Source organism: Actinocatenispora sera, from assembly GCF_018324685.1.
Classification (GTDB): Bacteria; Actinomycetota; Actinomycetes; order Mycobacteriales; family Micromonosporaceae; genus Actinocatenispora; species Actinocatenispora sera.
In genome coordinates this window covers 3,747,247-3,770,686 of record NZ_AP023354.1, presented here as the reverse complement: position 1 = coordinate 3,770,686, position 23,440 = coordinate 3,747,247, and the positions used below count along the sequence as shown (strand labels likewise).

The 23,440-nt window shown below is 73.0% G+C and carries 21 protein-coding genes; 13 read left to right on the top strand and 8 right to left on the bottom strand.

From position 1 onward, the window contains the following. The first annotated feature begins 187 nt into the window (after positions 1-187). A complete protein-coding gene (locus tag Asera_RS17960) occupies positions 188-868 on the top strand; it encodes a hypothetical protein (protein ID WP_030447850.1) in 681 nt (226 codons plus the stop codon). A 196-nt stretch (positions 869-1,064) separates the two neighbouring features. Here the strand turns inward: Asera_RS17960 and Asera_RS17955 are convergent, their stop codons facing one another. Beyond that, positions 1,065-1,310: a winged helix-turn-helix domain-containing protein gene (locus Asera_RS17955; RefSeq protein WP_035297643.1), complete on the bottom strand. Its 246-nt coding sequence runs from the start codon at positions 1,308-1,310 to the stop codon at positions 1,065-1,067. 151 nt (positions 1,311-1,461) lie between these two features. Between Asera_RS17955 and Asera_RS17950 the strand changes: the two genes are divergently transcribed. Continuing rightward, positions 1,462-1,716, top strand: a complete 255-nt coding sequence (locus tag Asera_RS17950) for a hypothetical protein (RefSeq protein WP_157034993.1) — start codon at positions 1,462-1,464, stop codon at positions 1,714-1,716. Between the two features lie 122 nt (positions 1,717-1,838). Here the strand turns inward: Asera_RS17950 and Asera_RS17945 are convergent, their stop codons facing one another. After that, a complete protein-coding gene (locus Asera_RS17945) occupies positions 1,839-2,633 on the bottom strand; it encodes a family 1 encapsulin nanocompartment shell protein (protein WP_030447847.1) in 795 nt (264 codons plus the stop codon). A gap of 4 nt (positions 2,634-2,637) precedes the next feature. Then, complete coding sequence (locus Asera_RS17940; RefSeq protein WP_035297641.1) at positions 2,638-3,615, bottom strand: Dyp-type peroxidase; 978 nt, start codon at positions 3,613-3,615, stop codon at positions 2,638-2,640. Positions 3,616-3,780: 165 nt separating this feature from the next. Between Asera_RS17940 and Asera_RS17935 the strand changes: the two genes are divergently transcribed. Both Asera_RS17935 and Asera_RS17930 read left to right on the top strand, forming a co-directional pair. Continuing rightward, complete coding sequence (locus Asera_RS17935) at positions 3,781-3,927, top strand: hypothetical protein (protein WP_157034992.1); 147 nt, start codon at positions 3,781-3,783, stop codon at positions 3,925-3,927. An 85-nt stretch (positions 3,928-4,012) separates the two neighbouring features. After that, positions 4,013-6,499 carry an excinuclease ABC subunit UvrA gene (locus tag Asera_RS17930; RefSeq protein WP_211255671.1) on the top strand — a complete coding sequence of 829 codons (2,487 nt, stop codon included), beginning with the start codon at positions 4,013-4,015 and terminating at the stop codon, positions 6,497-6,499. A 62-nt stretch (positions 6,500-6,561) separates the two neighbouring features. On the opposite strand, the gene Asera_RS17925 is transcribed toward Asera_RS17930, so the two are convergent. The 3 genes from Asera_RS17925 to ahcY form a co-directional block, all read right to left on the bottom strand. Further along, on the bottom strand, positions 6,562-7,185 hold the full coding sequence (locus Asera_RS17925) for an Rv1733c family protein (protein WP_051802615.1): 624 nt from the start codon (positions 7,183-7,185) through the stop codon (positions 6,562-6,564). Positions 7,186-7,270: 85 nt separating this feature from the next. After that, a complete protein-coding gene (locus tag Asera_RS17920; protein ID WP_084132180.1) occupies positions 7,271-9,157 on the bottom strand; it encodes an acyltransferase family protein in 1,887 nt (628 codons plus the stop codon). Positions 9,158-9,503: 346 nt separating this feature from the next. After that, complete coding sequence (ahcY, locus tag Asera_RS17915; protein WP_030447842.1) at positions 9,504-10,958, bottom strand: adenosylhomocysteinase; 1,455 nt, start codon at positions 10,956-10,958, stop codon at positions 9,504-9,506. Positions 10,959-11,097: 139 nt separating this feature from the next. Between ahcY and Asera_RS17910 the strand changes: the two genes are divergently transcribed. Beyond that, on the top strand, positions 11,098-11,454 hold the full coding sequence (locus Asera_RS17910) for a MerR family transcriptional regulator (protein WP_035297637.1): 357 nt from the start codon (positions 11,098-11,100) through the stop codon (positions 11,452-11,454). 111 nt (positions 11,455-11,565) lie between these two features. Here Asera_RS17910 and Asera_RS17905 read toward each other — a convergent pair whose 3' ends face one another. Further along, the gene (locus Asera_RS17905; protein ID WP_169745877.1) at positions 11,566-12,891 is read right to left on the bottom strand and encodes an MFS transporter; all 1,326 of its coding nucleotides are present in this window, start codon (positions 12,889-12,891) and stop codon (positions 11,566-11,568) included. 263 nt (positions 12,892-13,154) lie between these two features. Beyond that, positions 13,155-14,429, bottom strand: a complete 1,275-nt coding sequence (locus Asera_RS17900; protein ID WP_030447839.1) for an adenosylhomocysteinase — start codon at positions 14,427-14,429, stop codon at positions 13,155-13,157. Between the two features lie 456 nt (positions 14,430-14,885). Between Asera_RS17900 and Asera_RS17895 the strand changes: the two genes are divergently transcribed. The 8 genes from Asera_RS17895 to Asera_RS17860 all read left to right on the top strand — a co-directional run bounded on the left by Asera_RS17895 (position 14,886) and on the right by Asera_RS17860 (position 23,089). Next, positions 14,886-16,301, top strand: coding sequence for a Helicase associated domain protein (locus Asera_RS17895; protein ID WP_030447838.1), 1,416 nt, complete (start codon positions 14,886-14,888; stop codon positions 16,299-16,301). A gap of 266 nt (positions 16,302-16,567) precedes the next feature. Next, a complete protein-coding gene (locus Asera_RS17890) occupies positions 16,568-17,476 on the top strand; it encodes a serine protein kinase RIO (RefSeq protein ID WP_035297685.1) in 909 nt (302 codons plus the stop codon). Between the two features lie 472 nt (positions 17,477-17,948). Then, positions 17,949-18,284 carry a PadR family transcriptional regulator gene (locus Asera_RS17885; protein ID WP_035297683.1) on the top strand — a complete coding sequence of 112 codons (336 nt, stop codon included), beginning with the start codon at positions 17,949-17,951 and terminating at the stop codon, positions 18,282-18,284. Beyond that, positions 18,284-19,234 carry a hypothetical protein gene (locus Asera_RS17880; protein ID WP_030447835.1) on the top strand — a complete coding sequence of 317 codons (951 nt, stop codon included), beginning with the start codon at positions 18,284-18,286 and terminating at the stop codon, positions 19,232-19,234. Before Asera_RS17885 ends, Asera_RS17880 begins: the two co-directional genes overlap by 1 nt. A gap of 151 nt (positions 19,235-19,385) precedes the next feature. Further along, on the top strand, positions 19,386-19,808 hold the full coding sequence (locus tag Asera_RS17875; RefSeq protein ID WP_030447834.1) for a pyridoxamine 5'-phosphate oxidase family protein: 423 nt from the start codon (positions 19,386-19,388) through the stop codon (positions 19,806-19,808). Positions 19,809-20,030: 222 nt separating this feature from the next. Continuing rightward, positions 20,031-21,173, top strand: coding sequence for a sensor histidine kinase (locus tag Asera_RS17870; RefSeq protein WP_157034990.1), 1,143 nt, complete (start codon positions 20,031-20,033; stop codon positions 21,171-21,173). Continuing rightward, positions 21,173-21,745 carry a DUF742 domain-containing protein gene (locus Asera_RS17865; protein ID WP_051802611.1) on the top strand — a complete coding sequence of 191 codons (573 nt, stop codon included), beginning with the start codon at positions 21,173-21,175 and terminating at the stop codon, positions 21,743-21,745. The genes Asera_RS17870 and Asera_RS17865 overlap by 1 nt, the downstream gene beginning before the upstream one ends. A gap of 54 nt (positions 21,746-21,799) precedes the next feature. Further along, positions 21,800-23,089: a serine hydrolase domain-containing protein gene (locus Asera_RS17860; protein ID WP_051802610.1), complete on the top strand. Its 1,290-nt coding sequence runs from the start codon at positions 21,800-21,802 to the stop codon at positions 23,087-23,089. The last annotated feature ends 351 nt before the right edge of the window (positions 23,090-23,440 follow it).

Here is a 23,440-nt window from a genome sequence, read left to right as displayed (position 1 = left end):
ACCCGACCGCGCCCACCCGCCGATCGAGGTCTCGCGCCGGCCGCCAGTCCTCGGTCGCCGGCACGCCGGCGACCAGTCCGCGATCGGCGGTGGGAGGGGACGGCCGCCAGTTCTCGATCGGCGCGGATGCGGCGCTTCGCCTCGACCCGCGATCGACGGGGTGCCGGCAGCTCGGTAGCCTCGCGCGATGACCCTGCCTTCTGACACACCACGGCTGCGTTGCGGGATCGTGCTCCGGGTACGGCAAGGCGACTGCGAGGTCCTCGCGGACGACGGGCCCGCGACGGTCGGCTACGCGACCCCGTTCCCCACCCCGCACGTCGAACGGGTCTCCCCCGGCAACCTGGTCGCGCTGGCGACAGGCCCTGGCGGTACCGAAGTCGTCGTGTGGCGCTGGTACGACGCGATCGTGCTCGCCGACGATCCCGACGCCGTGACCCTGTGGGAAGCCGCCCACGGGGAGAACCGCGCCCGACGCCGCTCGCCGTCCCGGCGCGACCAGCCGGGGACCCGCGCGTACCTCTGCGCCGGGCTGCCCGGCGCCGACTGGTGGGTCGCCGGCCCCGCGATCAGCGATCCGAAGGCCGCGGACGTCGAGCTGACCGAGGTCGCCCGCCTGTACACCGAGCACGACCTCGGGCCTACCGCCTTCCCCCCACTGACCCCTGGCTCGATCGCGGTCCGGCTCGCCGTCGCCTTCCGCCACGCACCCCGACCCGTTGCCCCCGCGCGCATCTCGGGTTCTAGGACTCCCACGCTCGCCCCGCGGTCGGCGCACCCGGGCCGCTCGATCAAACCAGCGCCCCAAACTAAAGTTTTCTTTTGGTTTCGCGCGCGCACTCGACGCCAAACTAAAGATTTCTTTTAGTTTGACGTCGACGCGCATCGGGCGCTTCCCGCTCGTCCTGGACCACGGCCGCCTACACGGTAAATCCGATCGACGAACCAGGCGAGCCGAAGACCTACTACGTCCCGACCTCTGGCTCGAGGTCAGGCGGCAGGCGAATGAACCCCGTCAGCGGTCTCGGTTGGACCTTCTCACTGGTGATCGCGCGCGGCGGGGGTCAGGCAGGTTCGACATAGGTGCCACGTTGCGGGATGGTGCGTACCAGGCCCTCCTCGGCCAGCAGCCGGTACGCCTTGCGGACCGTCAGCCGAGCGACACCGGTCTGCTGCGCGATGTCGGTCTCGGAGGGTAGACGGGTACCGGCACCGTACTCACCGGCCTCGATGGCTGCCTTCATCACATCGCGTAGCTGCACGTACAGCGGAGTCGCCGCGCCCGGCCGGAGCCCGCTGAGATCCACCATGGTGCCGACGCTAACCAAGCAGGCGGCAGCGCTCCGGGCAATCTCTAGACGTCTCCTCTAGTTCCCAGACGTCTCTACGAGGCGTATGGTCAGACCCGTGAGCAGTCGTGAACAGGGCCGTCACGTGCCGGCCGAGACGGAGGACCCAGCCATGCGAGAACCGACAGCGGCCTACGTGCGGGCGGCGGAGGAGATCAGGGCGGGCGATCAGGTGTTCATCTCGCCGGCGGCCGGCGTGCACGGGCGCGGATGTTGGTGGGCCATGGTCGTGTCACGGATGCCCGCCCTCGTCCAGGGCGCGGTGTACCTGCGGGTCGTGCCGGTCGACGCGATCGGGTCCGACGAGGTGACCCCGATGGTGTGCTACGCCAACCTCTCGGGCCTCCTGGTCCGCCGCGCGTCATGACCATCGGGATCGCGATCGGCTGGGTGCTCTCGCTGGTGGTCGCGTTCGTGCTGGGCGCGGCCTGGTCGTACCGTGGGCACTGAGCCGGGCCGTCCATCATGGACTGACGCGGCTCGCGGCGGTCAGCTGGAGATGGGGACAGCGGCTTCGGTGGTGTAGTGCAGGAACGTGAAGGACTGGATGAAGTAGAGCTCGATCGAGTCGGCATCGTGTGCGGTGTAACCGATCGAGAGGTCCTGGCCGAGGTGCAGCTCGAAATCGCCGCCGCGGGTGGAGAGCAGGAACGCGCCGCTGATCGCCGGCGCCCAGATGATGTCGCCGTCGAGGAGCCGGCGCAGGTGCTCCTGGATCGGGTAGCCGTGGTCGGAGGTCTCGTTGACCTGGGTGTAGGCATCCGCGCTGAGCAGCAGTGAGTAGGGCCCGGCGACGCCGGCGAGGCGCAGTTCGCTGACCGCGCGGCTGATCGTGTCGGGGTAGTCGCGTACCTCCCCGGGCAGCGTCAGGGCGGGATTGGAGGCACCGGCACGGATGCCGCCGATGCCGGCGGCGGCGTACCCCTCGAAGATGGCGCGGTCCTCGGCGAACGCCATCCGCTTCGCGGCGTCCTTGACCGGCTGCCAGTCGGCGTCCTTGGCACCGCGCTCGACCGCGTCGACCTCGTCGCGCGAGATGGTGAACGGGACCCGCAGCTCGACCAGCGGCTGCGCGACCCGGCGGTGCGCGCGCACCCCGTCGGGCGCGTCGATGCGCTCGCGGCGACCGGTACCGACAGCGGCGAGTTCGGTGCCGTCGGGCCCGGACACGTCGACGACGCGGCGGCCGGCGAGGTGCCGGGTGAAGGTACGCCGGGCCTCCTGCGACAGGTCGTCCCAGGCGGCGTCCGAGATCGGGGCCAGTTCGCGGTGCAGGTTGTTCATTCGCTCATTCCCCTCGCATGTCGCCGATCGCCAGCGATCCGTCCGGCAGGCCGCCGGTCGGTTCCGGCGGATCGTCCAGGAAGTCGACGGTCGGGATGTAGAACAGGCTGCCGGTGACCGCGGTGGAGAAGTCGAGGATCCGGTCGTAGTTGCCGGGCGGGTCGCCGAGGAACATCCGCCGCAGCATCAGCTCGGTGACCCCGGGATCCGCCGCGTACCCGACGAAGTAGGTACCGGACTCGCCTCGGGACGGGGAGCCGAACGGCATGTTGGACCGGACGATCTGGTGCTCGGTGCCGTCCGCGTCGACGATCGTGTTGAGCGCCACGTGCGAGTTGCTCGGCTGCACGTCGTCGGGCAGCTCGACGTCGGCGAGCTTGGTCCGGCCGATCACCCGCTCCTGGTCCTCTGTGGACAGTGCGGTCCACGCGCTCATGTCGTGCAGGTACTTCTGCACGATCAGGTAGCTGCCGCCGGCGAAGTCCGGGTCCTCGTCGCCGATCAGCACGGCGCGGGCGGCACCGATCCCGGTCGGGTTCTCCGTGCCGTCGACGAAGCCGAGCAGGTCGCGCTGCTCGAAGTAACGGAAGCCCATCGTCTCGTCCTCGACCACGACCAGGCCGGCGAGCCGGTCGAGGATCAGCACACCCAGCTCGTAGCACAGGTCGTAGCGGCCGGCGCGGATGTGCAGCAGCAGGTCACCCGGGGTGGCCGGGGCGTGGTGCCGGGGCCCGCGCAGCGGCCGGAACGGGTGCAGCTTCGCCGGTCGCGGGGAGCCGAACAGCCGGTCCCAGATCGCCGAGCCGACCCCGACCACGCAGCTCAGCTCGCCGTGCGCGGACCGGAAACCGACCGAACGCACCAGGCCGGACACGTCGGCGAGCACGTCGCGTACCGCCGCCTCGGACCCCGGCCGTACCGACAGCACCAGGAACAGCGCCGCCGGCGACAGTGGATCGAGTACCGGCTGCGGCTGCGTCATGTCCGGCAGGATCGCACGATCGGGGTAGCTACCGGTAGGTAAACCGCCGATTCCGTGTCGGTGATCTGGCCCGCACCCCGGCTCGTGTACCTTGCTGTCCGATACGCGTACCGACTCAGGGATTCGGACGTTCAGCGCGATGAGCTGGACACGGGGAGGATTCGAATGACTTCCGAGCAGGACGAGAACGCGAGCGAGCGCTCCACCGGCCGGCACGCGGCCCCCGACGGCGCGCCGCGCGACCCGCGGATCGACCTCAGCCGCGACCCGCACCCGGGGGTCCCGGACCACGCCGCGCCCGAAGAGGACTGAGCACCCGGCACCGGTACCCCGGCCCCGGGGCGCCGGTGCGGTGGACTGCCGGTACCGCCCCGGACGCGTCGGTCATGCTGGGTCCATGCCGAACGCACAGCCCGATCCCACCGGGGTGACCAGCCCGAACGCGGCGCCCGGCCGGTACGAGGGGACCGCCGCCAGCGCGGTGTCCGCTCCGGCCGACGGGTTCGTCCGGGTCTTCGACGCCCACGAGCACAACCTGGCGCACGTCGACGTCGCGGTACCGCGGGACGTGCTGGCGGTGTTCACCGGGGTGTCCGGTTCCGGCAAGTCGTCGCTGGCGTTCGGCACCATCTACGGTGAGGCGCAACGGCGCTACCTGGAGTCGGTCGCGCCGTACGCGCGGCGGCTGATCCAGCAGGCGGGTGTGCCGCACGTCGACGAGATCACCGGGCTGCCGCCGGCGGTGGCGCTGGAGCAGCGCCGGGCGGCCGGCTCGTCCCGGTCCTCGGTCGGCACCCTGACCACGCTGTCCAACCTGTTGCGGATGCTGTTCTCCCGGGCCGGCGACTACCCGCCCGGGATCGCGTTCATGGACTCCGACTCGTTCTCGCCCAACACCGCGGTCGGCGCCTGCCCCCGCTGCCACGGACTGGGTACGGTGCACGAGGTCACCGAGGCCTCGCTGGTACCGGATCCGTCGCTGTCGATCCGGGAGCACGCGATCGCCGCCTGGCCCGGCGCCTGGCTGGGCAAGAACCTGCGCGACATCGTCGCCACCCTCGGCTACGACATCGACAAGCCGTGGCGCGAGCTGGATCAGGCCGACCGCGACTGGATCCTGTTCACCGACGACCAACCCGTCGTCACCGTGCATCCGGAGCGCGAGGCGGGCCGGATCCAGCGGCCGTACCAGGGCAAGTACCAGAGCGCGAAACGCTACGTGCTGCACACGTTCGCGGACTCCAAGTCGGCCACGATGCGGCGCCGGATGGAGCGTTTCCTGGTGTCCGGGCCCTGCCCGACCTGCCACGGCGCCCGGCTCAAGCCCGAGGCGCTCGCCGTCACGTACGCCGGCCGTACCATCGCGCAGCTGACCGGCGAGCCGCTGTCGGAGCTGGCGGAACTGTTGCGCCTCACCGCGGAACACGGTTCGCCGGACCACCCGGCCCAGCCGATCGCGGCCGACCTGGTGGCCCGCGTCGACGTGCTGTCGAAGATGGGGATCGGTTACCTGAGCATGGATCGGGCCACCCCGACGCTGTCCGCCGGTGAGTTGCAGCGGCTGCGCCTGGCCACCCAGCTGCGATCCGGGCTGTTCGGTGTGGTGTACGTGCTGGACGAGCCGTCGGCGGGCCTGCACCCCGCGGACACCGAGGCGCTGCTCGCGGTGCTGGACGAGCTGCGCGCCGCCGGCAACTCGCTGTTCGTCGTCGAGCACGACCTCGACGTGGTGCGCCGCGCCGACTGGGTGGTGGACGTCGGCCCCGGCCCCGGCGAGTACGGCGGCCGGATCCTTTACTCCGGGCCCGTTTCCGGGCTCGCCGGCGCGGCCGGGTCGGTCACCCGGCGGTACCTGTTCGACGGGGCCGGCGAGCGCCGCACCACGCGCCGCGACCCGTCGTCCTGGCTGACGCTCACCGGGGTACGCCGGCACAATCTGGCAGACCTGACCGTCTCCCTGCCGCTGGGCGTGTTCACCGCGATCACCGGGCTCTCCGGTGCCGGCAAGTCGACGCTGCTGCAGGTCCTCGCCGAGGTGGTACGGGCCAAGCTCGGCGACGAACCGGCGGACGACCTGCCCGACGCCGACGGGCTCGAGCCGGTCGGCCGGTTGGTGCAGGTCGACCAGAAGCCGATCGGCCGCACCCCGCGGTCCAACCTCGCCACCTACACCGGCCTGTTCGACGTGGTACGCAAGGCGTTCGCGGACACCCCGCAGGCGCGCGAGCTCGGGTACGCCGCGGGCCGGTTCTCCTTCAACGTGCCCGGCGGCCGGTGCGAGACCTGCCAGGGCGACGGGTATGTGGCGGTGGAGCTGCTGTTCCTGCCCGGCACGTACGCGCCGTGCCCGACCTGCCACGGCGCCCGCTACACCCCGGAGACGCTGGAGATCACCTACCATGGCCGGAACATCGCCGCGGTACTCGACCTGTCCGTCGACGCGGCCACCGAGTTCTTCGCCGACCTGCCGGTGGCGTTGCGCAGCCTGCGCGCGCTGCGCCGGGTCGGACTGGGTTACCTGCGGTTGGGCCAGCCCGCGACCGAGCTGTCCGGCGGTGAGGCGCAACGGATCAAGCTCGCCACCGAGCTGCAGCGACCGGCCCGCGGGCACACGATCTACCTGCTCGACGAGCCGACCACCGGGCTGCACCCGGCCGACATCGAACTGCTCGACGCCCAGCTGCACGAGCTGGTCGATGCCGGCAACACGGTGGTCGTGGTCGAGCAGGACCTCGCCACGATCGCCGGCGCCGACTGGGTGATCGACCTCGGCCCGGCCGGCGGCCACCGGGGCGGCCACGTCGTCGCCACCGGCACCCCCGAACAGCTCACCACCAACGCCACCAGCCCGACCGCCCCCTACCTACGCCCCCACCTCCACTGACCGGCAGCCCGGCCAGCAACACCAGCCCGGCACCACGCGCGCCCAGGCTGACCCGGCAACGATCACCGCACCCAGTGGTTGCCGTGCGGGTTGACCCGGCGCCACTCCCGCTCCCACGCCGCCAATCGGGCCCGATCCAGCAGCCAGCGCAGCACCAGCCACGCCGCCCCCACGCCGGCCACGATCGCGAACAGCAGCCCCAACCCGGTACCGGCACTCGACATGGTGACCTGGGTGGTGGACGGCGGCGCCGCGACGGGCCGGCCGCGGTGGTCGAGCCAGATCGGTACCTGGGCGCCGCGATGCAGCCCCGGCGTCGCGTAGACGGTACCGGTGCGGGCCTGGTCACCGACGTGCCAGCGGGCCCGGACCGGAACGGAACCGGCGGCGCCGTCGGCCGCTGCGACGCCGATCGAGTCGGGCGCGTTGGCCAGCAGTACCGCGGTGGCCGGCTGGCGCTCGGCCCGCTCTCGGGCGGCGGCCGAGCTGCGGCTGGCCGCGATGTTCAGCCCGATCAGGATCGTCACCGGTACGGCGACGAGGAGCAGCAGGACGGCGAACAGCGCGCAGATGCCCTCGGCGCGGTCCGAGCCGCGCCGCAGCGGATTGCCGTTGCGCAGCCTGCAGCCCAGCCAGCGGGCCGGATGGAGGTGGGCCCGGGGGCGACGGTGACGGGTGGCACCCATACGGCCGATGATGCGCCGCCGGCCACGGCTCTACCGCGGTTATCAAGCCGAATCTCTCGTTCGTGGCGCCGTTGGACCGGCGCGGTCACTGGACGCGGCCGGGCGGCGCGGCGCGCATCGGCGTGCTCATCGCCTCGACCACGGTCCGGGCGTACAGGTCGGCGCCGGCGCCGGGCCGCGGGTGGATCCGGTCCGGCCAGAGCAGGTTCTGGTGGGCCCCGGCGGCGCTGCGCCAGTCGATCAGGTGCACGTTGGTGTGCCCGGAGGCCACCTTGGTCAGCGTGTGGTTGACCTCGCCGCCCCAGGGGCGGGTCGGCAGGTACACGTTGACCAGGTACAACGTCCGGTCCGGGCCGAGCTGGCCGATGATGCCCTCCAGCATGTCGGCCGGGAACGGGCCGTTGGTGCCGAGCCCGAGCAGGACCACCGGCCGCAGCGCGCCGCGATGCGCCCAACCCGAGATGATCCCCGGGCCCTTCTGCATCGCCCGGCTGACCTTCGCGTCGATCTGGATGCCGGGCAGCTGGTGCCGCAGCGCGGGCGAGGCGGCGAGCATGACCGAGTCTCCGAGCGCGCTGATCTGGTTGCCGGGCGGCGGCCCGGCGGGGCTCGGCGACGCGGACGGGCTGGGCGCCACGGCGTCCGGCGTCGGTTCGACGGCGGGCGGCTGCTTGGCCGCGAGCTGCGCGGCGGCGAGCTGCCGGTCCAGACCGCTGACCGGCGCCGCCGGCGCGTGCAGCAGCGTGACGACGGCGAACACGCACAGCGCGGCGGTCGCGCCGGCGGCGGTGATCAGCCCACCGCGCCGCGCGGAGGTACGTCCCTGCACCGAGCGCCACGCCCGGCTCAGCGCACCCCGGTACCCGTGGGTGAGCACCGGCCGTTCGATGAACCGGTACGAACCGGCGGCGAGCAGGACGGCGACCGACACCTCGATCGCGCCGACGATCACGGTGCGCTGGGCGAAGATCCGGTCGCCGAGCACCAGTACCGGCCAGTGCCACAGGTACAGCCCGTACGAGCGGGCGCCGAGCCAGCGCACCGGCCGCAACGCGAGCAGCGCGCCGATCGGGGTGCGGCCGTGGCCGGTGCCGACGATCAGTACCGCGGTGGCCGCCGAGACGGCGAGGATGCCGCCCCGGTAGGTCGCGTCGCTGTACTGGCCGAGCAGCCAGAAACCGAGGCCGATACCGGCGGCGCCCAGCCCGGCGGCGGTCGCGGTCGCGGCGAGGCGGCGGCGCGGCCAGGGCCCGGGTGCGGCGCTCGCAGCCGGCCAGGCGATGGCCAGTACCGCGCCGATCAGCAGCCCGGAGGCGTGCGTGTCGGTACCGAAGTAGACCCGGGAGGGATCGCCGCCGGGCTGGAACAGGGCGGCCATCGCGGCCGCGGAGCCGATCGCGCCGAGCCCGGCGACGAGCGCCAGCCGGCGCCGGCCACGCAGCAGGATCAGGACCACCACCAGCGGCCAGATCAGGTAGAACTGCTCCTCCACGGCGAGCGACCACAGGTGTTGCAGCACCGACGGGTCGCCGAACTTCGCGAAGTACGAATGGTGTTCGGCGATCTGCACCCAGTTGCTGGTGTAGGTCAGCGCGCCGAGCACCTCGGTACGCAGCTGGTGCAGCGCCGAGCGGTGCACCAGCGCGGTGAGCACCACGGTGGCGAGCAGCATCGGGAACAGCGGCGGCAGGATCCGCCGGGCCCGCCGCAACCAGAAGTGCCGCAGGCTGATCCGGCCGGTACCGGCACGCTCGGCTACCAGCAGCCGGGTGATCAGGTAGCCGCTGATGACGAAGAAGACATCGACGCCGAGATAGCCGCCGGGCAGCCAGGACGCGCTCAGGTGGTACACGAGGACCGCAGTGACCGCGAGGGCTCGAATCCCGTCCACTCCGGGCAGGCGGGCGGTGCGGCGACCAGGCGGGCCGGGCGGCGTGGTCTCGACAGGACGCACCTGCGTCGCGTTCGCCATCGCTGCCACCCCCGTACCGGCCACCGGGCAGAGTCCACACTGGACAGTGAGATACCCGGGTCGGTTTCAGGTTAGGTGGCGTGACCGGCATCGCATGGGATAACAGGACAATCGGAGATATCGAGGTTGATCTATTGATCTGAGAACCTCGCGCGTTCCGTACGTTTTGGTGCCGGATCGGCGTGGCGTCCGCGTCCCCGCGGACGGGCTCCGGTATGCTGCCGGGCCGATCAGTCCACTGTGGATGATTCCGCTGCACTGCCCGGAAAACGATCCGGCGCGGCGACCGTGCTGGTCACCGCGCCGGATGTCGCTGGTACCACCGGAAGCCCGGCGGCCGGATGGCTCAGTAGCGGTAGTGGTCCGCCTTGTACGGGCCGTCGACCGGGACGCCGAGGTAGGACGCCTGCTGGTCGGTCAGCTCGGTGAGCCGGACGCCCAGCGCGTCCAGGTGCAGCCGCGCCACCTTCTCGTCCAGCACCTTGGGCAGCCGGTACACGCCGATCGGGTACTCGGCGGGCTTGGTGTGCAGCTCGATCTGCGCGATCGTCTGGTTCGCGAACGAGTTGGACATCACGAAGCTCGGGTGCCCGGTCGCGTTGCCCAGGTTCAGCAGCCGGCCCTCGCTCAGCACGATGATGGTGTGCCCGTCCGGGAACTCCCAGACGTCGACCTGCGGCTTGATGTTGTCGCGGCTGATGCCGTCGATCTTCATCAGGCCGGCCATGTCGATCTCGTTGTCGAAGTGGCCGATGTTGCCGACGATCGCCTGGTGCTTCATCCGGGCCATGTGCGCCGCGGTGATCACGTGGAAGTTGCCGGTCGCGGTGACGAAGATGTCGGCCTGCTCGACCACGTCGTCCAGCCGCGCGACCTGGTAGCCGTCCATCGCCGCCTGCAGCGCGTTGATCGGGTCGATCTCGGTGACGATCACCCGGGCGCCCTGGCCGCGCAACGACTCCGCGCAACCCTTGCCGACGTCGCCGTAGCCGCAGATCACCGCGGTCTTGCCGCCGATCAGCGTGTCGGTGGCACGGTTGATGCCGTCGATCAGCGAGTGCCGGCAACCGTACTTGTTGTCGAACTTCGACTTGGTCACCGAGTCGTTCACGTTGATCGCCGGGAACAGCAGCTCACCGCGCTCGGCCAGCTGGTACAGCCGGTGCACGCCGGTGGTGGTCTCCTCGGTGACGCCCTTGATGCCGGCGGCGATGCCGGTCCACTTCTGCGGCTGCGCGGCGACCGAGGCGGCGAGCAGCTTGAGGATCTCCGCCTCCTCCTCGCTCTCCGCGGTCTCCACCGCCGGCACGGCGCCGGCCTTCTCGAACTCCAGCCCCTTGTGCACCAGCAGCGTGGCGTCGCCGCCGTCGTCCAGGATCAGATTCGGGCCACCGGCCTCGCCGGGCCAGGTAAGGGCGCGCTCGGTGCACTGCCAGTACTCCTCGAGCGACTCGCCCTTCCAGGCGAAGACCGGCACACCGGCCGGCTTCTCCGGGGTGCCGTGCGGGCCGACCGCGACCGCGGCGGCGGCGTGGTCCTGGGTGGAGAAGATGTTGCAGGACGCCCAGCGCACCTGCGCACCCAGCGAGGTCAGCGTCTCGATCAGCACCGCGGTCTGCACCGTCATGTGCAGCGAGCCGGTGATGCGGGCGCCGGCCAGCGGCTGGCTCTCCGCGTACTCGGCGCGCAGCGACATCAGGCCGGGCATCTCGTGCTCGGCGAGCCGGATCTCCTTGCGACCGAACTCGGCGAGGCTCAGATCGGCGACCTTGAAGTCGTCGTTCGGCTTGTCAACGGACACGTCATCTCCTACTTGTCGATTCGAGGCGACCGCACACCTGCCGCGGACCTCGGAGCCTGCCGGCGAGTCTAGGTGGGTACTCTGGCCCGCTGCATCCGAGGCCGGCTGTTCCTGACACAAGAATGTCAAGATTGGACGCATGCGCATCACACAGGCCGCCGCCCGGCTCGGACTCACCCCGCGGATGCTGCGCTACCGCGAGCGCCTCGGCCTGCTGCCACCCGCTCACGACGGCCGGGCCGGCGGCGCGCACCGCCGTTACACCGACGCCGACCTCGCCACCGTGGCGCTCACCCTGGCGATCGAACGACAGTACGACGTGAGCCCGGCGGCGCTCGCCTTCGCGGTCCGCGTGCTCGCCGACCCGGAGGTGGCCCGCCGGGTCCGCGACCTCGGCCAGCGGCTCGGCCGGCTCACCCCACCACCCACCCGCGCCCTCGACTTCGAGAAGCAACGAGCCCTCCGCTGGCTCAACGGCGGCCCCACGCGCGGTTGATCAAGGGGTTCTGTAGTTGATCAAGGGATTTCGTGGTTGATCAAGGGATCGCGGCACAACGACCGAGAAGGACGTGCACGGATCCCTTGATCAACGCAGCTTGGGCGGAGCTCAACGTGTCGGGTTGCTGATGGGCTCGGCGGGGGTGGGGGCGTCGGCAGCCGCGGCGCGGTCGGCGCCGCGCAACGCGACCACCGCGTACAGGCCGCCGATCAGGACGAGCACCCCGGACGCCAACAGGATCGTGTCGAGCCGGCCGAGGTGCACACCGGCCACGTCGACGTGGAAGCCGAGCAGCACCGTACTGGCCAGCCAGCCGGCCACCGCGACTCCGGCGAGCGACGCCACCTGCTGTACCGGGGTGAGCACCGAGATGACCCGGCCCAGCAGCCGGGCCGGTGTGGCGTCGAGCACGATGGGGCTCAGCACCGCGTTGATCGCGCCGAGCGGGATCGCCAGCACGGACACCACCACCAGCGCGGCCAGCAGTACCGGCATCCGCGCGTAGACCATGGTTCCGAGGCCGACCACGACGAGGCCGACCGCGAAGACGCGCGCGTTGCCCAGCCGCGCGGCGATCGCCGCGGCGACCAGCGCGCCGACCACCGACCCGAGCCCCTCGGCCATGCCGATCGTGCCGTACCAGTGCGCCGCCGCGTGCAGGTTGTCGGTGACGAAGAAGACGTTCAGCGCGTTGAGGGCGCCGGTGCCGACGGTCACCACGCAGACCGCGATCAGCACGGTGCGCAACACCCGGTTGGTCGCCACGTACCGGATGCCGGCGAGGAACTCGGCACGAAAGCTGCGCGGCCCGGCGCCCGGCGGCTCCGGCACCGGCTCGACCCGGACGGAGCGGACCGCGAGGAACGAGAACAGGAACGAGGCGGCGTTGAGCAGCAGTGACCAGCGCACCCCGACCGCGAACAGCAGCGGCGCCGCGAGCGGCGGGCCGACGATCGCGGCGATGGAGTTGGTCGCCTGGCCGATGCCGCCGGCGCGGGAGCGGTCCGGGCCCTCCGATACCACCGCGCCGATCATCGCGAACCGGGCCGGGTTGAAGAACTGGCCGGCCGCGGTCGAGCATGCCACCACCGCGTACGCGAGGACCACCAGGGCGAGGTTGGACAGCATGCCCGCGGGCAGGAACGCCACCACGGTCAGCCCGCCGACCAGCACGACGCGGATCAGGTCGGTGGCGAGCATGGTGCGCCGGCGGTCCCAGCGGTCGACGAACACCCCCGCGATCGGCGCGACCACCATCGTCACCACGGCCACCACGATCAGCAGCCCGGACACCGCCGCCGGCGCGAACGTCCTGCCATGCAAGAGCACCACCCCGATCCACAGGGTCAGCGTGGTGTCGAAGACGAAGTCGCCGATGATCGAGACGGCCTGCCCGGCCCACAGCCGGGTGAAGTTCCGATTACGCCAGAGCACCTGCGCAGTCTGCTGGCGCCGATCACCGGCCGCCACCCCGTCGCGGCTCGGCGTCGCGGCTCGGCGTCGCCAACCCGAGCGCCCCGTCTCGCGACGCCCCGTTGATCAAGGGATCGCGACACAACGACCGCGATGGATGCGCCCCGAGCCCTTGATCAACGCTCCCAGCCCTTGGTCAACGCCCCCGGCGCTTGATCAACGCCATCAGCCCTTGATCAACGCACCGACCCTTGATCGACGCGGGGCAGGGCGGCCCTTCGCGATCAGGCGGGATCGGCGCTGCGCCAAGAGCTCAGGTAGGCGCGCTGGCTGTCGGTGAGGGTGTCGAGGTGGATGTCGCTCGCCGCCAGCCGCAGGTCGGCGACCTGCCGGTCCAGCTCGGCCGGTACCGGATGGACGCCGATCGGTAGCGGGTCGCCGGTGGCCAGCCAGGCCGCGGTGAGCGCCTGGCCGGCGAACGCGAGGTCCATCACCGAGGCCGGGTTGCCCTCGGCGGCGGTGAGGTTGACGACCCGCCCCTCGGCGAGAAGTTGCAGCCGCCGGCCGTCGGCGAGCACGTACTCGTCGATGTGGGTGCGCTCGCCGATGCGCCGCTCGACCGCGAGGTCGGTCAGTGCCGGGATGTCGATCTCGACGTCGAAGTGGCCGGCGTTGGCGAGTACCGCACCGTCCGGCATCACCGCGAAGTGCTCGGCGCGCAGCACGTCCCGGTTACCGGTGGCGGTCACGAACACCTCGCCGACCTGCGCCGCCTGCGCCATCGGTAGCACCTGGTAGCCCTGCAGTGTCGCGTCCAGCGCGCGCAGCGGATCGACCTCGGTGACCACCACCCGGGCGCCCAGACCGCGGGCCCGCTCGGCGATGCCGGTACCGCACTGGCCGTAGCCGGCGACCACCACGGTGCGGCCGGCGAGCAGCAGGTTGGTGGCCCGGACGATACCGTCCACAGTGGACTGGCCGGTGCCGTACCGGTTGTCGACCAGCCGCCGGGTCGGGGTCGCGTCGACCGCCACCATCGGGAACCGCAGCACGCCCTCCCGGTACATCTGCCGGGCCCGCAGCACGCCGGACGCGGTCGACTCGCACCCCGCCCGTACCGCCGCGGCGAGCCCGGTGCGCTCGGTGTGCAGCGTGTTGACCAGGTCGCCGCCCTCGTCGATGACCAGCGTCGGGCCGAGCTCCAGCGCGCCGGACAGGTGCCGCCGGTAGGTCTCGGTGTCGACGCCGGAGCGCGCGTACACGCCGACACCGTGGTCGGCCACCAGCGCGGCGGCGGTGTCGTCCTGGGTGGACAGCGGGTTGGAGGCGGCCAGCCGCACCTGGGCGCCACCGGCGACCAGGGTGCCCAGCAATACCGCGGTTTCGGCGGTGACCTGCAGGCACGCGGCGATGCGTTGACCCTCGAACGGGCGCTCGGCAACGAACCGGTCGCGCACCGACAGCAGCGCCGGCATCGCCCGCTCCGCCCACGCGATCCGGCGGCCGCCGGCCGGGGCCAACGCCAGGTCGGCCACCTCGTACGTGTCACCCGCGTGCATGCCGCCACCTCATGCCCGCACCCTACGTGCCGCCCGCCCCCGGTACCGGCCGCGCACCGCGGCCCGGTCGCGGGTCGGCCCCGCCACCGCGGCCCGGTCGCGGGTCGGCCCCGCCACCGCGGCCCGGTCGCGGGGCGGCCCCGCCACCGCGGCCCGGTCGCGGGCGGCCCCGCGCCCGGGACGGCCGGTACGAAACCGGCGTCGTCACCCGGAAGGGGACGCGTCCACCCGTCGCCGGCCTCGTTGGACGTCTTGCCGCGACGCCGTGATCAGGTCGTCCGCCGCGGCGAGCGGGCCGGGCGACGGCAAGAACCGGACACCGCGCTACGTGAAACCCTCTGTGGTCGTTAACGCACAGAGAGGCGTATTGGGTGCCGACGTTCGTGGCGGCGTCCGCGCGTGGGTGAGCCGCCCGCCGCCTCGTCGACCGCGACGGCACGTACTTGGGAGGCGAGAGTGGCCGCACCGGCCCGCACCGGGCAAGCCCCGAACAGACCGCTACCGGCCAGCCGACCCGGCCCGGCACGCACCACGGCCGCGCCCCGGCCGCTGCCGGCGAGCTTCGCCACGGCGCTGGCCGCGCTCGCGGCGTACGCGGCGGCGCACGGGCACTGCTACCCGACCCGTGACACGCTGATGCCCGACGGCCGCAACCTCGCCACCTGGGTCAGCAACGTGCGCTACGCGTACCACCGGGGCACCCTCGCCGCCGACCGCGCCGCCGCGCTGGCCGCGGTACCGGGGTGGGTGTGGCGCAGCAAGCGGCCCCGGCGGCGGCTGGACACCGGGCTGTCCCGCTGGGCGGTCGGCTACCCGGCGCTGGTGGCGTGGATGCGCGCCCGCGGCACGATCCCGCCGGTCGGTGCGGTCGACGCGGCCGGCTACCGGGTCGGCCGGTTCGCCCGCAACTGCCGCCAGCACCGCGACCGGCTCACCATCGAGCAGCGGGCCGCGCTGGTCGCCCTGCCCGGCTGGCGGTGGGACGTCTCCGCCGCCCGCCGCAAGGACCGCACCGACCGGCTGGAGGCGCTGCGGGCCTTCGTCGCGAGCCACCACCACCTGCCCCAGCTCGACGCCGCCGACCCGGCCGAACGGGTGCTCGCCGGCTGGGCCCGCCGCTCGCACCTCGGCATCGCGGGCGAGCTGGCGGCGATCCGGCGCACCGCGGTACCCGATACCTGGCTGCGCCGGTACCGGTTGGCCGCCGCCGGCGACACCTCCAAGTCCACCGTGGAGTGGATGAGCCGGCAGCGGGCCGCACTGCGCGCCGGCACCATGCCCGAGCCGCACCGCGCCCTGTTCGGGCGGATCCGCGGCCGCCAGGAGCAGCGCTGGTACCAGCGGGTCGAGCAGCTGCGCGGGCTGCTCGCCGCCGGCCGGCACCCGGACGAGTCGGCGCAGGGCTGGCTCACCCGGCAGCACCGGCGCGCCGCGAACGGCACGCTGACCGCCGAGCAGGCCGCCGTACTGGCCGCGCTCGCCGGCGAGGTGGCGGCGTTCCGGGCCGCCCACCCGCGCCGGCGCGGCGCCGTCGACTGCCAGCGCCCGGGCTGCACCGCGCGGATCCAGCCGCCGGCGCGGGGCCGCGCGCCGCGCTACTGCGGCCCGGCCTGCGCCGCCGCCGCCCGTAGCCGGCCTGCCGCCACCTCGCCGGCGGCGCGGTCGGCGGCCGCGCTGATCCGGCTGGTACCGGCGCTGGAACGGGTGGCCGCCGGCCAGCTGTCCGGGCTGCCGGCGCTGACCCGGCGGGTGCAGCGGGCCACCGACTCGCTGGCCGGTACGCACCCGGGCCCGCCCGCCACCGCCCGCCGCCGGCTGCGCCGCCGCTGGCGCACCCGTACCACCGGCTCGTTGCGGGTCGGCCAGGGCTGACCGGAATTCGGTTGCGAGCCGAACGGGGCGCCGCTAACGTGCCGGTCGGTCGAGTGCCTGCCGGTCGAGCGGGCGCCGCCAGGGTGTCGGGCAGTGGCCCGACGGACGAAGGGAGGGGTGACCGATGGCCGTCTTTGTGCTGCCACGCGCCCTGCGGGGCGCCCTCGACGCCCTTCCCATCGCCTCGCCCACCGGCTGACCACACGCCACGGTGGGCGCCGTCAAGGAGACCCACCACAGTGGACGAGCAGGACAGCTTCACCCCGATGCGCCGCCATGGCCGCAAGTCGCGCCTGGACGACGCGCCCCAGTACGACCTCGACGCCGCGTTCGCCGAGTTCGCCGACCGGTTCGGCGTGGCGGACGACGGGCCGGTGTCCGACGGACCGCCCTTCGGGGACCGGTGGACCACCTGGGACCAGTCGCAGCCGCTGCAACGCGGCCCGAAACCGTACCCGGACTGGGTGATCACCGACCTCGGCGCGGTCGACACCGAGCTCGGCATCCTGAAGACCGGCAAGGAGGCCGACGTCTTCCTGATCGAACGCGCCGTACCCGACACCGACCGGGCGGTACTGCTTGCGGCCAAGCGGTACCGCGACTCCAAGCACCGGATGTTCCACCGCGACGCCGGGTACCTGGAGGGCCGCAAGGTGCGCGAGTCCCGGGTCAACCGGGCCATCGCCAAGCGCACCTCGTTCGGCATGGAGGCGATCGCCGGTACCTGGGCGGCCGCCGAGTTCGACGCGCTGTGCCGGATGTGGCGCGACGGCATGGCGGTCCCCTACCCGGTCCAGATCGTCGGCACCGAGCTGCTGATGGAGTTCATCGGCGAGCCGGACGGTGCCGCTGCCCCGCGGCTGGCCCAGTTGCGGCCGGCCGGCGACGAGCTGCGCGATCTGTGGCAACAGCTGCGCGACGGGCTGCTCGTACTGGCCCGCGACGGGTACGCGCACGGCGACCTGTCGGCCTACAACCTGCTGGTGCACGACGGCCGGCTGGTGTTCATCGACGTACCGCAGATCGTCGAGGTGATCGGGCATCCGCGTGGCCAGGAGCTGTTGACGCGCGACGTTCGCAACGTCGGCAACTGGTTCACCGCCCGCGGGTTGCCGGCCGCGGCGGTCGAGGCGTTGGCGGCCGACGTGGTAGCCGACGCCGGGCTCGTCGGCTGACCGGGCTGCGTGCTCCGAGAGGGAGGGCGCCTCTGTTCGCCGCCTGCCCGCCGGTGTGCTGGTGTGAAGGCCACCTCGTACGGCGTCGCCGGGCGCTGGCGGTGTAAAGGCCACCTCTGTACACGCCTGGACCCCGCGTGGGGGGATGCGAGGAGAGGGCTTCGCCCCCTCCTCGCGCTCCTTCCCCGTCAAGGGGGTCGCCCCCTTGACCATCCCCGGCCGGGGACGCGGAGACGAGGTCCTGACGCCGCCTGGCCGCATCGGAACGTCGGGGGACGGTGAGCGGGTCGGACGCCGCCTGGCTCGCTTCGGAACGTCGGGGGCCGGTGATCGCCGTCGGGGAGCCAGGCCGTCTCGGCGGGTCGGCGGCTCGGCGGGTCGGCGGCGCGGGGGACTCGGGGGGCTCGGCGGTCTCGGGTGGCGGGTGGGGGTGCGGTGGACATTAATGTGTGGCGCACAGTATTGTGTGGGCGTGGATACCGGCGAAGCGATCGCGAGCCAGGCGCAGGAGCTGCGCCGGGGCACCGTCGTGCTGGCCTGCCTCGCCCTGCTCACCACCCCGCAGTACGGGTACGCGCTGCTGGAGACGCTCGACGCGGCCGGCGTCGCGGTCGACGGCAACACGCTCTATCCGCTGCTGCGCCGGCTGGAGAAGCAGGGGCTGCTGACCAGCGAGTGGAACACCGACGAGTCCCGGCCGCGCAAGTTCTACCGGATCAGCGCGCAGGGAGCCGCGGTCCGAGACGGGCTGATCGGCGAGTGGCACGACCTGGTCGACACGATCGACCGCCTGACCAAGGAGGCCTGATGGACACCCTGACCGAGCGGTACGTGCAGGAGGTAATCCGCCGGATCCCCGCCGCCAGCCGGGAGGACGTCGGCCGCGAGCTGCGCGCCACGATCGCCGACACGCTGGAGGCGCGGGACGAGCCCGACCGCGCGGGCGCCGAGCGGGCCGTGCTGACCGAGATGGGCGACCCGATCCGGCTGGCGGCGCGCTACGCCGACCGGCCGCTCGCGCTGATCGGCCCCGACGTCTACCCGATGTACGTGCGGGTGCTCACGATGCTGCTGGCCACCGTGCTGCCGGTGGTCGTGGTGGTCAGCATGGTCGCCGACCTGGTGGAGCACAACGACCTCGGCAGCGCGATCGGATCGGGAATCGGCTCGGTGATCACGGTCGGCGCCCAGCTGTTCGCCTGGTCGACGCTGGCGTTCTTCCTGCTCTCGCGGTACCAGCGCCGCGACGAACGGGCCCGCACCACCGCCTGGACGCCGGACGCGCTGCGGTCGGTGCGCCGGGCGGACCGCTCGACCGCGGGGCCGATCGCCTCGGCCGCCTGGCACGCGGTGCTCGCCGGGCTGCTCGTCTGGCAGCAGCTCGCCGTGCCGTACCGGGCGGCGAACGGCGACCGGCTGCCGGTGCTCGACCCCGCGCTGTGGTCCGGCCCGGCCTGGCCGATCCTGCTCGGGCTGCTCGGGCTGGTCGCGCTGGACCTCCACCGCGCCTTCGGCCGGGTGCGCGACGCCCGGTCGGTGGTCGGCTACCTGGTCGCCGAGGCCGCCTTCACCCTGCCGCTGGCGTGGGTCGTCCGGGACCGGTCGATCTTCGATCCGCGGTTCCTCGCCGAGGTCAACGGCCACTGGACCGCGCCGGCCGCGTGGTACTCCGGCGCGGCCGTGATCATCCTCGCCATCGGCGTCCTCGAGGTGGTGAAGCGGGTCCGCGAGAGCCGGCAGGCGGGGCAGGACTGCTGACCGGTCGCCGGCCGCCGATACCATCGATTTCGCCGTCCGCGGCCCGCCCGCGGGATAGCGTTCGGCGAGGAGGTCCCGGCCGCGCACGAGGGTGCCGAAGCCACGGCTACGTGCCCAGTTCGGCCGAGACCCGGTCGACGGGAGGACCGCGATGGCACTCGACCAGGCGCAGCAGCACGAACTGCTGGCCGCGCCGCTGGTGGCGACGCTCGCGGTGGAGGACGGTACCCATCGCGGGCCGCTGGTCGTGCCGGTCTGGTACGCCTACCGACCGGGCGGTGACCTCGTCATGTTCACCGGTGCCGCGTCCCGCAAGGCGGCCGCGATCCGGCTCGCCGGCCGCTGCTCGCTGCTGGTGCAGCGGGACCGGCCGACCTACCGGTACGTCGGGATCGAGGGCCCGGCGGGCCTCACCCCGGTCGACGCGGACGTGGTGCGCGAGATCGCGGGGCGCTACCTGACGGGCGCCGCGCTGGACGACTACGTCGCGCAGATCGTCGCCGACCCGGGCGCCTTCGTGACGGTCACGCTCACGCCGCGGCACTGGGTCTCCGCCGAGATCGCGCTCGCCTGAACCGCGCCACCGCGCGGTCCCGGTGCGACGCACCGGCACGGCGAAACGCGGTGATCCGCGTACAACGTCACCGTCGTGACCCGAACCGGCGGCGTGTCCTGGTGACGCGGCCTGTCGTTGCACCAGGAGAGGGAACTGCACCGCGCGACTCGCCCGCCGGCCCCGGGCGGGCCGCGCAGCGGCAACCTCGGCCGAATGTCCCCGCCCCCGAACGGACATGACGTGGCAACTCTGCGATCGGCACGGCTGAAGACCCGGTTGAGGTTGGCGATCGCCGGAGTACTGGTCGTGCTCGCACTGCTCGTGTCGTACGCGACGGCGATCACCTGGTACGCCGCCACCCGCCTGGACGACGGCACGCTGCACACCGTGACCTGGCTGGTCGCCGCCATCGGTACCGCACTGACCGCCGTAGTGACGGTGGTCTGGGTCCGGCTCGCACCCGCGCACGTGCTGGCCCAGCTGCGCACGCTGGCCGACAACGCGCACCAGCTGTCCGCGGACCTGGCCCGGTTCGTGCGCCGGCTGCGGCGCGGCGAGCACGTCGACCCGAAGTCGGTGTTGCGCCCGATCCAGCACGGTACCGACGAGTTCGGCGCGGTCGCCCGGGCGCAGCAGACGCTCGCGACCGACGTGGTGGCCGCGACCCTGGAGGAGGCGCGGCGGGAGAACGACCTGAACCTCGCGCTCGGGCTGGCGCACCGGTTCGCCGAGCCGACCAGGGCGCTGCGCGCGACGATCGTCGAGTGGCTGCGGTCGACCGAACTGACGCCGGACGACACCGCCCGGCTGTACGCGCTGGAAGCCCAGGCGCAGCGCATCCAGCGCGCGGTGGACAACATCATCATCGCGATGGGCGACCGGCCGCCGGCCGTCCACCGGCGACCGCAGCGGATGGTCGACGTGCTGCAGGCCGCCGTGCAGGAGACCACCGACCACCTGCGGGTGTCGTTCCTGCCGGTACAGGACTGCCAGGTCGCGCCCGATGCGCTCGCCGAGCTGATCCACGTGCTCGCCGAGCTGGTGGAGAACGCGACCCGGTTCTCGCCGCCCGGTACGCCGGTCACGGTGGCCGGCAGCCTGGGCTCGCACGGGTACTGCGTGGAGATCGAGGACCGGGGCGACGGGCCGGGCCCGGAGATGCTGGCCGAGCTGACCGCCACCGCGCGCGACCCCGATCCGCCGGTACTGCACGCGGCCCGGCTCGGGCTGACCGTGGTCGGCCGGTTGGCCGCCGCGCGCGGGATCGGCGTCACGCTGCGCCCCAGCCCGTACGGCGGGACCACCGCGATCGTGCTGATCCCGCCCGAGCTGCTGCACGACGTGGACGCCGCGGCGCTGCTGCCCGCCCGGGGCGGCGCGTGATGACCGCGGGCGAACCGGTCAGCCACCGGCATCGCGCGCCGTGGCCGCCCGACGACGCGATCCCCGGCTGGCAGCACACCGACCCGACACCGCCCAACGGCTGGCAGCACACCGACCCGGCGGCGCCCAACGGCTGGCACCACACCGACCCGGCGGCGCCGAAGGGCTGGCACGCCGGCGCGAACGGCTGGGCGGCCGGCGGGGCGCACCAGGCCGAGTCACCCGGCCACGCGGACGACGACGACCTGCCGATCGTCGCGGCGTACATGGTGGCCCGCGGCCGGGTGGCGGCCACCCCGTACAACCGGACCGCGACCGTGTACGGGCGGCCCGGTGACACCGCCGCGGTCTACGGGCTGGATCCGGCACACCTGCGGCTGCTGGACCTCGTCAACGTGCGGCCCAGCGCGGTCGCCGAGATCGCCGCGCTGATGAACGTGCCGGTGGTGGCGGTACGGGTGCTGCTCGACGAGCTGGTCGACCGGCGGCTGGTCGCGGTCACCGGCCCGGACGGGCCGCCGCCGAGCCCGGCGATACTGGTCCGCGCGCTGTCCGGGCTCCGTACGATCTGACCCGCCCGGTACCGCCGCTCGGGCGCACCCGGGACGGTTGGGTAGGTTCGGCGCATGGACTTCGACGCGGCGCGATGGCGGGATCGGTTGGCGCAGTTGAGCTCCGCGGCCGAGGTGCCCGGGGCGGTACTGGCGGTGCTGGCCGACGGCGCGGTGCACGAGGTGGCGACCGGCGTGCTCAACGTCGACACCGGCGCGCCGGTGTCGACCGACTCGCTGTTCCAGCTCGGTTCGCTGAGCAAGGTGTACACCGCGACGATCGTGCAGCGGCTCGTCGCCGCCGGCCGGCTCGACCTGGACACCCCGGTACGCGCGATCCTGCCCGAGTTCCGGCTGTCCGAGGCGGCGGCGACCGGCGCGGTGACGGTGCGGCACCTGCTGACCCACACCAGCGGCATCGACGGCGACTTCTTCCACGACACCGGCCGCGGCGACGACTGCCTGGCCCGCTACGTCGCGGCCTGTGCGGACCTGCCGCTGGTGCACCCGGTGGGCGCCGGCACCTCGTACTCCAACGCCGCGTTCAGCATCGCCGGCCGGGTGGTCGAGGCGCTCACCGGTACCACCTGGGACGCGGCGCTGTCGTCGGTGGTGCTCGCGCCGCTCGGCGTGTCGCACACCGTGACGCTGCCGGAACAGGCGCTGCGGTACGCGACGGCGATCGGGCACGAGGACTGCGAGCCGGTGCCGCAGTGGGGGTTCCCGCGGTCGACCGGACCGGCCGGCGGGGTGCTCGCCCGCGCCGCGGACGTGCTCGCGTTCGTCGCGGAGCACCTGCGCGACGGTGCGCTCGCGCCGATGCGCGAGCCGAAGGCGGAGGTGCCGACCGGCTGGGCCGGGCAGCGGCGCGGGCTCGGCTGGCAGCTGTACGACTGGGCCGGGCGCACGGTGGTCGGGCACGACGGCGAGACGCTCGGCCAGTACGCCTACCTTCGGGTCTTGCCGGACCGGGAGGTGGCGGCGGTGCTGCTGACCAACGGCGGCGAGCCGAACCCGCTCTACCAGACGCTGTTCACGGAGTTGCTCGGTGAGCTGGCCGGAGCGACGCCGCCCCGGCTCGCCGTACCGGCCGCGCCGCCGCGGGTCGACGCGGCCCGCTTCGCCGGGACCTACCGCAACGTGGTGCGGACGGTACGGGTCGAGGCACTCGACGGCGGGCTGCGGGTGCACAGCCGGTACGCGAGCGAGCTGTCCGCGCCGCAGGAACGCGAGGTGACGCTGGTTTCGTTGCGCGACACCGTGTTCGTCGACACCGAGCCGTCGCCGTCGGCGTGGCACTTCGTGCCCGGCCGGCACGGGTACGACCTGTTCCAGGGTGGCCGGCTGCTCCCCCGCGCCGACTGATTGCGGGACCGGCGAGGGCGTGCTCCGCGCCGGGCCTCGGCTGGGTGCCAGAGCGTCCCGTCGGCGCGCCGCATCGCCCGATGCCAGCCGCGGGCCGCTGTGGCGGTCGTGCCGGCGGCACCCGGCTACGAGCGCGCGAGGTACCGGCGGGAGGCGGGTGGCGGATGCGGGTACGCTGGTGAACCGAGCTCCGGCCGCTGGGCTTTTGTGGTAATCCGTCCGGTTTTGCCGGCAGGTCGGCGCCGAGGCCACTTCCGGCGGGCCCACGTGGTCGCCCGGAATGACCCTCGGCTAGACTGACGAAGATTCTGTGCCCTAGTGGCGCCTGAGAGCACCCCACCATACGCAGGA